At 38.7% G+C, this 13,499-nt stretch carries 12 protein-coding genes; 6 read left to right on the top strand and 6 right to left on the bottom strand.

Annotated elements, in window-relative coordinates; all coding sequences use genetic code 11:
• Window positions 1-13: 13 nt before the first annotated feature.
• From M2135_RS12680 to M2135_RS12660, 5 genes are read left to right on the top strand one after another with little or no spacing between them, the layout of a single operon-like run.
• A complete protein-coding gene (locus tag M2135_RS12680) occupies window positions 14-1,057 on the top strand; it encodes a dehydrogenase (protein ID WP_280748886.1) in 1,044 nt (347 codons plus the stop codon).
• Window positions 1,036-1,614, top strand: a complete 579-nt coding sequence (locus M2135_RS12675; protein WP_280748885.1) for a D-sedoheptulose 7-phosphate isomerase — start codon at window positions 1,036-1,038, stop codon at window positions 1,612-1,614. Before M2135_RS12680 ends, M2135_RS12675 begins: the two co-directional genes overlap by 22 nt.
• 12 nt (window positions 1,615-1,626) lie before the next feature.
• A complete protein-coding gene (locus M2135_RS12670) occupies window positions 1,627-2,328 on the top strand; it encodes a nucleotidyltransferase family protein (protein ID WP_280748884.1) in 702 nt (233 codons plus the stop codon).
• Window positions 2,306-2,854, top strand: a complete 549-nt coding sequence (locus M2135_RS12665; RefSeq protein ID WP_280748883.1) for an HAD-IIIA family hydrolase — start codon at window positions 2,306-2,308, stop codon at window positions 2,852-2,854. The genes M2135_RS12670 and M2135_RS12665 overlap by 23 nt, the downstream gene beginning before the upstream one ends.
• Window positions 2,855-2,859: 5 nt before the next feature.
• A complete protein-coding gene (locus tag M2135_RS12660) occupies window positions 2,860-3,978 on the top strand; it encodes a glycosyltransferase (protein ID WP_280748882.1) in 1,119 nt (372 codons plus the stop codon).
• Between the two features lie 131 nt (window positions 3,979-4,109).
• Here the strand turns inward: M2135_RS12660 and M2135_RS12655 are convergent, their stop codons facing one another.
• On the bottom strand, window positions 4,110-6,617 hold the full coding sequence (locus tag M2135_RS12655) for a YfhO family protein (RefSeq protein WP_280748881.1): 2,508 nt from the start codon (window positions 6,615-6,617) through the stop codon (window positions 4,110-4,112).
• A 101-nt stretch (window positions 6,618-6,718) separates the two neighbouring features.
• On the opposite strand from M2135_RS12655, the gene M2135_RS12650 reads away from it, so the two are divergent.
• Window positions 6,719-7,630 carry a glycosyltransferase family A protein gene (locus M2135_RS12650; RefSeq protein WP_280748912.1) on the top strand — a complete coding sequence of 304 codons (912 nt, stop codon included), beginning with the start codon at window positions 6,719-6,721 and terminating at the stop codon, window positions 7,628-7,630.
• A 2-nt stretch (window positions 7,631-7,632) separates the two neighbouring features.
• Here M2135_RS12650 and M2135_RS12645 read toward each other — a convergent pair whose 3' ends face one another.
• From M2135_RS12645 to M2135_RS12625, 5 genes are read right to left on the bottom strand one after another with little or no spacing between them, the layout of a single operon-like run.
• Complete coding sequence (locus M2135_RS12645; RefSeq protein ID WP_280748880.1) at window positions 7,633-8,640, bottom strand: glycosyltransferase; 1,008 nt, start codon at window positions 8,638-8,640, stop codon at window positions 7,633-7,635.
• Window positions 8,637-9,767, bottom strand: a complete 1,131-nt coding sequence (locus tag M2135_RS12640; RefSeq protein WP_280748879.1) for a glycosyltransferase family 4 protein — start codon at window positions 9,765-9,767, stop codon at window positions 8,637-8,639. Before M2135_RS12640 ends, M2135_RS12645 begins: the two co-directional genes overlap by 4 nt.
• Window positions 9,764-10,669: a glycosyltransferase family 2 protein gene (locus M2135_RS12635; RefSeq protein WP_280748878.1), complete on the bottom strand. Its 906-nt coding sequence runs from the start codon at window positions 10,667-10,669 to the stop codon at window positions 9,764-9,766. Before M2135_RS12635 ends, M2135_RS12640 begins: the two co-directional genes overlap by 4 nt.
• A gap of 20 nt (window positions 10,670-10,689) precedes the next feature.
• Window positions 10,690-11,625, bottom strand: a complete 936-nt coding sequence (locus M2135_RS12630) for an FkbM family methyltransferase (protein ID WP_280748877.1) — start codon at window positions 11,623-11,625, stop codon at window positions 10,690-10,692.
• Entirely contained in the window at window positions 11,615-13,063 is a 1,449-nt protein-coding gene (locus M2135_RS12625) for a lipopolysaccharide biosynthesis protein (protein ID WP_280748876.1), read from the bottom strand. The genes M2135_RS12630 and M2135_RS12625 overlap by 11 nt, the downstream gene beginning before the upstream one ends.
• Window positions 13,064-13,499: the final 436 nt, after the last annotated feature.

Here is a 13,499-nt window from a genome sequence, read left to right as displayed (position 1 = left end):
CATTAATCATTATATGAAGGCATTGTATCGGAGTAAAGCTCCTTTTCGTTTAGGGATCGCAGGTGGAGGTACTGATGTGTCTCCATACTCCAATCTTTATGGAGGGGCAATCCTGAATGTGACGGTTAATCTTTTTGCGCATGCAACAATCAAGCCGTTGGAAAACGGGAAAATCCGATTTGTTGAAATAGGTGAGCAGATTGTAGAAGAGTTTGATGCTGTTTCGCAGTTGCCTTTGGAAGGTCCGTTGGTGTTGCAGCGAGGGATCTATAATTCGATCGTATCACATTTTAATCAAGGGCAGCCATTATCCCTGGAATTGACGACGAGTATGGATGTACCGTCTGGTTCGGGGTTAGGGACTTCTTCTACATTAGTGGTCGCCATACTCGGCGCTTTTACCGAATGGTTGAAGTTGCCCTTAGGAAAATATGATATCGCTCATTATGCCTATGAAATAGAGCGTTTTGACCTGCAGATGGCCGGAGGTAAACAAGATCAGTATTCGGCGACTTTCGGCGGGGTTAATTTTATGGAGTTTTTGGAAGATGATAAAGTGATTGTCAATCCTTTGCGGATAGGCAATGATATTCTGCAGGAATGGGCATTTAATACGGTGCTTTATTATACCAATCAACGACGTGCCTCTTCACATATCATTGAAGAGCAGATGGAAAACGTAAAAAAGAAAAACAACGAATCGCTTGAAGCGATGCATAAAGTGAAAGAAGAAGCGTTTCGGATGAAGAATAGCTTATTGCGCGAAGAGTTGTATGGCTTAGGTGAAGCTTTAAATATCAGTTGGATCAATAAAAAGAAAATGGCTCGGCATATCTCGAACGAATTTATTGATCAGATTTATGATACGGCGATCCAAAATGGGGCGTTAGGAGGGAAGATCTCCGGTGCCGGAGGGGGCGGATTTATGTTTTTTTATTGTCCGGGGAATAGCCGTTACCAGGTCGTTAGAGCATTAGATACAATGGGTGTAGGAAAGGTTCTTCCTTTTGAATTTTGTAAAAAAGGTTTGACAACATGGACAGTAAAGGAAAAATAAAACAACGATTAACAGAACATCAACAGACGATTGACCGTATTTTAGCCGACGAACATTTGTTGCAACAGGTTGAACAAGCTGTTGCAGTAATTACGGATTGTTTTCGAAAGGGCGGAAAAGTCTATTTTTGTGGAAATGGAGGAAGCGCTGCAGATGCCCAACACCTTGCGGCTGAGTTTTCCGGGAAATTTTATCTCGATAGAGCGGTTTTGCCAGCCGAAGCGTTGCATTGTAACACCTCTTATCTGACGGCTGTCTCCAATGATTACTCATTTGATATTATTTATGCCCGTCTGATTTGCGGTATCGCTCATGAAGGAGATGTGTTAGTGGGATTGTCTACTTCCGGAAACTCATCCAATATCTTGAAAGCCTTTGAGGTCTGCCGGGAAAAAAATATCCAAACGATTGGTTTCACCGGTGAAAGCGGAGGAAAGATGAAGGGTGTTTCCGATGTGTTGTTGAATATTCCTTCGACAGATACACCGCGTATTCAGGAGGCTCATATTACTATCGGCCATATTCTCTGTGAAATGGTGGAAGCGAATATTTTTTAGCTAATATAGCGTATGGAAGGTATTATCCTTGCTGGTGGAATGGGAACGCGTTTACAGAGCGTTGTTTCTGATGTCCCTAAATGTATGGCTTCCGTTGCCGGACAACCTTTTTTGTCTTACCTCTTGAATGTATTGCAGGAAGCAGGATTTAAACATATAATTTTGTCTTTAGGGTACAAATCGGAAGTCATTGAGGCATGGCTTCGGTTGAATCCTTTCGATATGCAGATCTCAACAGTTGTTGAAGATCATCCTCTGGGTACCGGAGGGGCGGTTAAATTGGCCTTGACTGCAGCCACTCAATCTCATGTCTTTATACTGAATGGGGATACTTTTCTGGCAGTTGATTATGTTCGAATGTTACGTTTTCATCGGGAAAAACAAGCAGATGCCACACTGGCATTAAGGACAATGACCGATTTTGACCGTTATGGGGTGGTGGAAATGAATGACCGGTCGGAGATTATTGCTTTCCGGGAAAAGAGGTATTGCCGATCGGGTTTGATTAATGGTGGTACCTACCTACTGAATAGCGAAGAACTGAATGATTATCCGGAAAAATTCTCCCTTGAAAAAGATTATTTTGAAAAGAGAGTAGCTGGTCATGGATTAGCCGGTTTTGTTACTGACGGTTATTTTATTGATATAGGAATTCCTGAAGATTATGAACAGGCGCAAACGGATTTTGCCAATGGAAGATACAAAACGTTATAATACGCTTTTTCTGGATCGGGATGGTGTGATTAATGTGCATTTGCCCGGTGATTACGTAAAAACTGTTGACGAGTTTGTTTTTGTAGAAGGCGCTCTTGAAGCGATCAAGCGTTGCTCTTTTTTATTTGAATATATTATTGTTGTGACCAACCAACGCGGGGTAGGCAAGGGGATCATGACCGATCAGGCACTGTGTCAGATTCATGAATTTATGCTTTGCGAAATACATAAATATGGTGGGCGGATCGATCGGATTTATGTCTCTACGGCTTTGAATGATGAGGCTCCCGACAGGAAGCCTAATCCGGGCATGGGGCTTCGGGCGAAACATGATTTTCCCAATATTGATTTCAGTGAGAGTTGGATGGCGGGAGATAGCCTTTCTGATATGCAATTTGCCAATCGTTTAGGGATAAAAGCAGTCTTGATCGGAAACAAGGCCATTCCGGAAATAAATACTCCGCCCCTTATTTATGCCCGATACCCGGATTTATTTACCTTTGCTGCAGAATTAAACACGAATTGATCCGTATGAAAATAGCCATGTTGTCCACATTCTATCCTTTTCGGGGTGGAATAGCCCAGTTTAATGCGAATTTATGTGAAGCCTTGCAAAAGGAGCATCAAGTCATTCCGTATACGTTTAAAAGACAATATCCTGATTTTCTCTTTCCGGGGAAAACACAATATGTCACGGAAGAGGATCATGCGCTTCCGATAGATAGTATTCCGGTGTTGGATACGGCTAATCCGTTTTCCTATTCGGCAGCTGCGAATATCATAGCCAAAGAAACACCGGATCTTTTGATCATGAAATACTGGATGTCTTACCTGGCTCCGTCGCTGGGTGCTGTCGCTGGCAAGTTAAAGAAACGGGGGTGCAAAGTCATTACGATATTGGATAATGTTATTCCTCACGAGCAACGTTTTTTTGATAAACCGCTGACAACATGGTTTTTGAAGCAGAACAGCGGTTTTGTGGCGATGAGTGATTCGGTGCGGAACGATTTACTGTCCCTTCATCCGAAAGCCTCTTCAATACTCCAGCCTCATCCGTTGTATAACCATTTCGGAGATAAGTTGGAAGCAAAGGAAGCTCGGCAAAAATTGGGTCTTGATCCGGAGAAAAGAACACTTCTTTTCTTTGGATTAATCAGAGATTATAAAGGACTGGATTTGTTGATTGACGCTTTTGATCGTTTAGATGATACGTATCAACTACTTATTGCCGGTGAAAGTTATGGTTCTTTTGAGAAATATACCGAACAGATCAGTCGATCTAAACGCCCGGATCAGATCCACGTTTTTAATCGATATATCAATGATGATGAAGTCCCGCTATTTTTTTCTGCCGCAGATGTTTGTGTATTGCCTTATAGAACGGCTACTCAAAGCGGAATAACGTCGATCGCTTATCATTTTGAGATTCCTTTGATTGCTACAAATACGGGCGGTTTGAGTGAGAGTATCGTTGAACAAGGCGTCGGTTTAATGATACCTGAGATTACGCCTGACGCTATAGCAGAGACAATAGCCCGTTTTTACACGAATGACTTTTCGTTGTATAAAGCCAATTTTGAACGGGAGAAAAAATTACTATCCTGGGATGCTTTCGCCAAAGCGATAACCGATTATGCCGTAAAATTATAGAATATAAAAAACCAATCAAATGATCTTTTAGTGATGGATCACTTGATTGGTTTTTGATTTTGTTTCTTTTTTTAAGTCCTTAAAGTCCTTAAAGTCCTTAAGGCTCTTAAAGCCTTTAAATCCCTAAAAAATTAGTGTAAATCAATTTTTCCCTTCTTAATCCCTTCCCAAATAGAATACCCGATTCCACAAAGCAACAACAACAGAATCAGCAAAGAACTGTATGAACTGACATACGACGCAGTGATGTATCGATCAGGTTTAAACTCAAATACAATTTGATGCTCTCCGGCTGGTATGCGCATGGCACGTAAAACATAATCTGCACGGAAATGCTCTACGGGTTGACCGTCAATAGATACTTTCCAGCCTGGCTGATAATAGATTTCAGAAAAAACGGCCAATTGTTCGGATGTTGTTTTAGAAGTATAAGTCATGCGATGAGGCTGGTAGCTGTCCAATTGAATAGAAGCTGTAGCGTCTGCAATAGGATTAAATCCGTTTAATTGATCGGCAAACCGTTTATCAACAACAGCCACTTCTCTCGGATGAATACGATTAAGTGCTTCAATTTCCGCATCAGCATTTTCTACAAGTTCGTATTTAGAAACAAACCAGGCATTGCCAAACGCATAAGGATTTCGGATCGGGGCTTGTTCCGGATTATAAATAATGTAGCGTGTATTCAACATATTCAATGACGATGTATTCGCAAATACAGCATAAATATCGTCAAAGGATTGGGCTTGTTGAAGTCTTCCGATGACAGTATTCAACTCTTTGGATAAACGATGTTCAATCAATTCTTGATATCTTCCCAATTTGGCGGCATGATATCCGCCGATGGAATGGTGGAAATAAGAGGTGTTGGAATTTTGAAACGGATTATTCAAATCGAGTACCCGGTAGGAAGGATCTTTATCCTGTAGGATGATATTGTCGGCAGTAGAAGGGATAAAACTCTCTTCTGTCTTTTTATGGGTAAAGTCCTTTTCGCTGAGATAACGTTTGTCGATTTGCCATAAGTCGGCTAAAGTGAGGATGCCAACCCCTGCACAAACCAACAAGGCCATTTTTTTCTTCTCTTTTGCTTTTAAGAACAAAACGAGTAATCCGGCACTTAAAAGAATAAAGAGCAGTGAGCGGAATGCATCTGCTGATGCCAAGGACTGCCGATCTTCGATTAATGCGTGATACCAGGGTTGTGAGATGTAATTCGTATCATAATTTGCCGATTGGAAACTGAGAAACAAACTTGGGAATAACCATACGATTAAACAGATAATCCCGGTAATACTAACCGAGCAGATTAATCCTTTTGTCAATAAAGCATGATCGACTTTTTCTTCAATAATCTCTTTTAATCCCCAGAAAGCAATGATAGGGAATACTAATCCAGGAATAACCAATGCGGTTTCGGGAGTACGGAAGTTGTTGTATAAGGGAAGATGATAAAACATAAACTCATTAAACCAAGCCATATTCCGGCCTAATGCCAGAAAAGTCAACAGTAATGCTCCGGCAAAAAGTGACCATTTCATCGGATTTTTTATTACAAACATTCCTAAAAGAAAGAGAAAGCAGACTACTGCACCAAAATAAACCGGTCCGGAAGTAAATAGCTTATCTCCCCAATAAGTCGGAGCCTGAACTTCTTTGCCGACTTGGTATCCGTTAGAACGCAATGATTTGTGAAACTCGGAATCGCTATCCAGCATTGTTCCGGATGCTCCTCCATAAACATTCGGGATAAGGATTGTCAATAATTCTCCTTTTCCATAGCTCCAGTCAAAGGCATACTTAATATCGAGTCCGGAAGATGTTTTTTCACCTTCCAAAGCACTTGTTGTTAGTTCGGATGCACCACGGGTAGACGTTTTGCTCATCTCCATATTGGCAGAGATATTTCCAATGTTGGGCAATACGGCCAGAATAACACAGGCCGCCATAACACCGCTGATCTTTAATAGAGCAAGAGTCCTTTTTTCTTTGATCATTGAGATCAGGAATCCAATATATATACAGATACAAAGCAACATAAGGTAATACGTGATCTGCAAGTGATTTTCATAAATAGATAGCGCTATTCCCAATATAAAAAGGATACTGCCCCATAGGTATTTAGACCGGAAGAGAAGTATCATCCCCGCCAGCGTCAATGGCATATAAGCAATGACATAGGCTTTGGTGATATGTCCCGCTACAAGAATAATGATATTATAAGAAGCGAAAGCAAAAGCGATTGATCCACCAATAGCCAACCATTTATTGACACCCAATACATGCATCAGGATAAAGAAACAGACTAAGCCGAGAAAAACAATACGTATATCGTTGTAGTTCAGAAAAGAGAGGAATTGCCCAATGAGGGAAAGAAAGTTTGTTGGCGTATTTACAACCGTCACCTGATAGGAAGGCATTCCCGAAAACATATTCCCTTGCCAGGCTATAATATCTTTATTCGACTTATCATCATGATAATCTAATAGTTCCTTAGCCGTCCCTACAAAGTGTTGAGTGTCACTTTGCTGTAAGACTTTTCCGTCTAATATGACCGGAGCAAAATAAGCCATAGACAACACTGCGAAGAGTGCTATGATAGCTGCATACCCCCCGATCTTTTTAAACCTGTTTCCCATTTTCAGTTCTTTATATTATTGTGAATGAATGCAAAGATAGACTCATCCGCTGTTTTTTTTATACCTTTGTCCATATATTAACAAACATTTAAGAATTGAGAATGTATTTGTCTGTCGTTATTTGTACTTACAATCGGGGGAAATACCTGCCAATGGTCTTAGATAGTCTGAAAAAGCAGAACTGGCCGGTGAGTGAATATGAAGTCATCCTGATAAATAACAATAGTCCTGATGATACAGATAAAATAATCCAATCCTATAAAGCCGATAATCCCGGTTTTAATCTACGTTATTTTATCGAATACAATCAAGGTATTTCGTATGCTCGTAATAGAGGGGTTAATGAGTCGCATGGAGAAATTATCGTATTTATAGACGATGATGAAACAGTCGAGCCTCATTTTCTGGAAGCGATAAATCATTTTTTTGAGACTTATCCGGATGGCGCTATTTCTGCCGGTCCGGTTATCCCGGTTTATGAAGCAGAAAAGCCCCAATGGTTGTCACATTATACAATGCGTCTGATTACAGGCGAATATAACAAAGGAAATAAAATCAAATTACTTTCTCCGAAAGATTATCCAGGGACGGGGCATGCTTGTTTCCGTAAATCTTTATTTGAAAAATATGGGGATTTTAAAACCAATTTAGGCCGGAAAGGTGATTCTCTGATGGGAGCAGAAGATAAAGATTTCTTTTTGCGTCTGATGGAAGGTGGTGAGAAATGTTACTATGTTCCCGAAGCCAAAATATATCATCACATTCCGGCTTATAAGTTGACGGATGAATTTTTTGATAAACTGACTTATGCGATGGGGAAGAGTGAGCGGGTCAGGACGCTGAACTTATCGAAAGGCTCCTTCTATAAACGCGTGATCATGGAAGGTGTAAAATGGGGAGCATCACTGGTTCTGTGGCTGGGATATGCCTTAAAACTTCAACCGTATAAAGGCAATAAACTTATTTTGTTTAGAAAAAATCTGACGAAAGGCTTGTTGGGGTATACTCATTAGTATCAATCAATTATTTCCAATACTTTTTTTATTCGATTTATAAACGTATGATTATTGATCACTTCCTGATAACAGTGTTCACTGTATAACGAAGTGTCGGCATGAAGATAATGTTCGATTTGTCGGATAAGTTCTTCTTTATTGTGATACATAACAATCCCTTTTTGTGAAAAGATAGACTCTATATACGGATTATAGTCGACCAACTGAAAACATTTTGCTCCTGCAATTTCAAACACCTTAGGGTTTGCTCCGTTAGTTGATTGCTCATGGTGTATATTAATACAAATTTTAGCTTTGTTATAGTGTAAATTGACTTCCTGTGGGGATATATTTTTGTTTTTGAAAATAGATCTTTTTTCTCTAAATAGCCATTTCATCGGGTTTTTATAGATCGGTTTATATGTGCCATAAACCTCTATTCGTTTTGTTGGAAAAGCATCGACGATAGCTTTTAAATATTCGATCCGTTTAGGATATCCGTATAATGTGCCAACAAATAGAATATCAGTATCTTTAGATATATGTAGTGGGTGATAGATGGATGTATCGCACGCTTGTGGCAGGAAATACGCTTTAATTCCTTTTTGCTCTAAAATATCCACATCGGTCTGTTCAAAACAAAAATAAGCATCCACAAAAGGCGCTAAAGCGGCACTGCGTTGATAACGATATAGGGCATCTAACAGCCAGATGGCTACTTTGGCGCGACCTTTAAAATAAGTGATCGTTTCAGGCTCTAAGATGTCTCCGTTATAGATAAAAACCAGATCCGGCATGAAAGAATCGAAAATCTTTCGGATAGACGCGTTGAAGTGTAAACGGCTTTTTTGTTTTATTTTTTCTTTGTTCCGGGAGATTTTATGTATTAGTGCATTTTTCCAAGAAAAAGGATGAACAGGTTCGTCATACGGAACAATTTGAGTCGTAAATCCTAATGCTTCAAAAGCATGTGCAATACTCTGATTATAGTAAAAAAAAGAGGGTCCTATGATCAATACCTTTTTCATAAAATAGATTGAATTCGTTCATGAAGATTTTGCAGTATATCTTTCCAGATATACTTTCTGGCCTGTTTGGCTATGGCAGTTTGATAGTGTTGTAAATCGATATCTCCGGAGATAATCTTTTCCAACACCGTTTGCAACTCTTTCTCGTTGTTGACTACTTTCCCAACACTCTCATTGTGCGTAATCTCCTTCACGGAAGAGACAGGGGTCGAGACGATGTAATTGCCCCAATAGAGGGCTTCAATCAATACAATGCCAAAACTCTCCCATAAAGAGGTTAAACAAAAAACTTTAGCTCGGTTATACCAGCTGTATAACTCTTGCCTGTTATAGATGACACCTGTAAAAAGAACACGTTCTTTCAGGTGGGGATATTGTTTGAAAAAATCTTGAACGACCGGTAAAAAGCGATCATCAACAGGTCCGATAAACGCAAAAGTCCAATGCTCATTTGTGGGAATATTTTTAATAGCCTCTAATAATAATTGATGATTTTTCTCAGGGCTTCCTATTCGGCCTACCGTTATTATAAGATTTTCTTTTTCAGTATAATTGTTACGGGTTATTTGTAAATCCTGTATGTATTGTTCATCAATCCCATTGGGAATCTTGAGCCACTTTTTATGTAAACCAGTAAACACAGATTGAAGATATTCTTCCGTCACATCCAATTCGGAAGATATGAGATCGGTTATGCGGGAAAAGAAAAATTGATACCCACATTTCTTTAACGGAGTCAGACATTGTTTAAAGTGATCGATATTCAGATCCAGTTTTAAATATAAAATACCCGAAGGATGCCTGAGTTTGTAAATGAGTCCGTATAATAGTGTCTCTTTAGTTGTATGATATAAATTAAGGATATCGATCTGTTTCGCATTTTTCCAAAGAAAAGAGACGACCTTAAAAGAGGCTTTCCCTATTTTATATCCAGGGTTCTTACCCATAAATCTTAGTTTTAATCCCTTGACCTCTTTCTCCAATGACGGATAATCTCCATTCTCAAAAGTGACTAATGTTGAATCATACCCATAATCCCGATATAAGACATAAGGTATCATACCTACATCTTTCAAAAGGTGCATGTTTTCGGATCCGGGGAATAGGGACACAAATCTTTTTTTCATGATTTTTGAGTCAAAAATGCATTCTTATTTATAACAAAATGTTCTGTCCAGTACGCTCTTTTTTCTTTATTCATGAATAAAGAGAATAAGATCTTTCTGGAATAACACTTTAAAAGTTCAAAAAAATAGAGCCAAAACAAAGAGCCAGAGCCATACACTTTCTTGAAATAGATGTATTTCCCATTGTAGAACAGCTGTTTCCGGGAAGAACTGACATAAGAAGACTTACCTTCGAAATGGATGATTTGAGCGTTTGGTACGGAAACAATATCATACCCCGCCTTTTTAATCCGGTAACAGAGTTCTGTTTCTTCAAAATTCATAAAAAAATCAGGATCAAATCCTCCGGTAACAGCCAGAACCTCTTTTCGAACCATTAAATCGGCCCCAACAATAGAGGCTACAGACAGCTTTTTCCCGGTGAAATTGTAATAGGTACTTTTCGTATGCTTTAGAAAAACAGGTCTCAGATTAAAGATAGAGATAAACTCCTGAAAAAGAGAAGGGAATAATCGTCCGAAAGAGGAGGTGGGTTGCATCTCCGTATCTACCAGATTACCACCACATGCTCCAACCTTTTCATTGGAGGTTATGAAATCATAAAGCAAATGGATCGCATTATTCTGAAGCAATGTATCAGGGTTTAGGAAAAAGAGACATTCCCCTTGAGCACGCTCTATTCCCAGATTGTTCGCACGACCAAAACCGAGATTTTCCGGTGATGAAATATAGATCACATCCGGATGACTTTGACTGATCTCCACGAAAGAATCATCCTGAGAATGATTGTCGACAACAATGATTTCGTAAGTTATACCATCAGTATGTTTTTTGACACTCTCTATGCTGTCGATAATCAATCGCGAGGTCTTGTAGTTTACATAGATAATGGAGACATCCATATTGTGATCTTTACTTTAATTTATGCATCAACATTCTCACTGAAGTTCTGAGCATATATGACCCCTTTTCTAAAATATGGTGCTTCGGTACCAAAAGTCATAACCCCATTTGTATATACACAGTTGAAGCCTCGTGCGGTTAAATAGGCGTTGATTTGCTCTCCTATTTCATCTAAATGATAGGCGCATACTGATATATTCATTTTTTTTGAATCATTCAAAAAGGCGTCCCCTCCAGTTAAAGCCAGCAGTTCAGCGCCTTCGATATCCATTTTTAGATAGCATTTTTGAAATGTTTTATCCGATAAAAAGGTATTGATCGTAATTGTAGATTCAGTATCAGTATCTGAAACATATTTATGAACAATTTCAATTTTATCTTGAAAGGGCTTGAAGGTCATCGAAAGCGCTTCCAACCATCGTTCGTCACATTCAAACAGATAAATCTTTTCGGCATAATCAATCACGCTCAAGGCAAAAATACCCTCAGCAGTACCGACATCAAGTATGATCCATTCATTTCCTTGTTTGAAACAGGAATAATTATACTGATGAGGAGAGCGAGGATCTTGTTCCATGGTCAACTCGTTGTAATATCTTTGACAATCTTTGTTGGAGAAGTTTTTTGGGAAATATAATTTTTTTCCTTGATGGAGGATATATTTTAATTTACTTTCCTGGCAGTTAAAAACTTGTGGCTGTCTTTGTTTGTATTCGGATGTGTAATCATAGGGAAACATCGCGAATCCATGCAATTCAATCCATTTTGCAGCTTCAATATATTCTTGCGGATAGTTGTTTCTGTTTTCAGGTAAGTTGTAATATGCAACAATCTCTTTTGCTAATTTATGTTGTTTTATCATCCTTGTCCTTTGGAGAATTTTACCTAAAAACAACCTGTAAATAAACTTTCTGAAAGCAACAGGAGTAATTTTGCGATATAACTTAGTAATCATTTGAACGTTTTTTTAATATTAAACTTAAACTCTCTTTAAATATAATAGAATTACTTTTCCACATAATAAAACAATAGGCAATGACAGATAACATGATCTTACAAAAAAAGCGAAGCCATGTGATCTCTATCTTTTTTGTTATCAGGTATGTTGTCAGAAAAATAAAGATGGTGGTAAGGAAATAAGGTATAATATCTTTTATGACAGAAAAGAAAGGAATTGGTATAAGTTTTCTGACATATAAGTGCCAAACAAAAAGAAAGATGAATGATACAATATTTACCGCGAAGGCCATCCAATAGAGTCCATAGGGAAGTGCTATCAGAGCGCTTCCTATTTGAACAGTAGCATAAGCGATTGTATAGATAAAATAAAATAAGGATTTCCCATGACTAATTGCCAATTGCATATAGAGATACTGTATGCCGGCAAATGCACCCCAAATACAATACATTTGTAAAACAGGAACACATGGAAGCCATTCTTCGTTGATAAGCAACATGAAATCTCTCCCGACAAAAGCTATTCCGAAAAGAAAAGGGAAAGATATAAAAGCCGTAAAACGCAGCATTTTTCGAAAAATCTGAGCCTGTCTTGTCATGTCGTTTTTAACTTCGACAAAAATAGGCTGTGCCACACTAATGACCATCCCGGTGATGACTTGTGTGCCCATGCCAGCCCATTTCATCCCTTGAGAATAATGTCCGACATGGGTGGTGGTGTCAAATCGCCCTAATAGAACAGAGAAAATATTATTTTGGGCGTGCGCTAAAACTGTCGATGCCAATAGTTTGGCACTAAACCCAAACATCTCTTTAACCGGTTTGAAATTTATATTCAAAGAGGGTCTCCAGGGTGAGAAGAACCAATAAAGGATTGTTTTCATTGAAGCGTAAGTGAGTGTTTGAAAAACTAATGCCCAATACCCCCATCCATTCATTGCTAAAAAAATACCGATAACCCCACTTAACAGCGTAGAGAATATATCTGCTTTCGCACGTTCTTTAGCCATTACTTTTTTAAATAAAACAGCATGATGTGCAATACTCAAACTGCCGATTGTGATAGACAAAAACAACATACGGGCAACCACGGTCAATTCAGGTTGATTAAAAAAAGAAGCAATCAAGGGTGCGCTAAAAAAAAGGATAAAATACAAGCCGATGCCGACTAACAGATTAAACCAAAAAACAGCATTATAATCTTCATCTCTAAACTCTACTCGATTCACTAAGGCTGTCGTAAAACCACTTTCCTGAATGGTATTGGCTACCGCCATAAAGATCGCAAGCAATGCGACTAATCCATAATCTTCAGGAGTGAGATACACCAGTAATACAATGCCAATCAACGCCCCCAGAGCCTGTTGAAGACCATTACTTAGACCTCCCCAAAATAATCCTTTTGCTGTTTTTTCTTTAAGGGATTGTTCCGACATTTTTTAACTGAATGAGTAAATGTGTCATCCCCATTCTTCTATGAGGCGACAAAATCGTACAAATATACTAAAGTTCTTTTGAAAGCCTTAAGTTGTTGACTTATTCTGATCTAAGAGTTTCCCTTTTTGACCAACTCGTGGAAGCTGGAAGAAAGGGGATCTTGGGTATAATATTGGCACAAAAGAAACATCTGATCCTGATGAGAAAAAAATCCTGTTGCTTGGGTTTGTACTACTGATACGAGTAGTCCGAATAGAACAAATTTTGTGGCAAGATAATCGCATACACTATTTTACTAGAGGCTGTCTCTTTGAATGATGAGACAGATAAAAAATTCATTCTGTCTTACACTGAAAAAGGTTGACACTTTTTTGCCACATAAATAACAAATAATTTATGTCAAAAAAGAAACATCGTATGTACAGCGAAACTTTC

The organism is Parabacteroides sp. PF5-9 (assembly GCF_029893105.1).
GTDB lineage: Bacteria > Bacteroidota > Bacteroidia > Bacteroidales > Tannerellaceae > JARXWG01.
The sequence above is the reverse complement of the archived record's forward strand: the minus strand, read 5'-3'. Positions and strand labels throughout refer to the sequence as shown.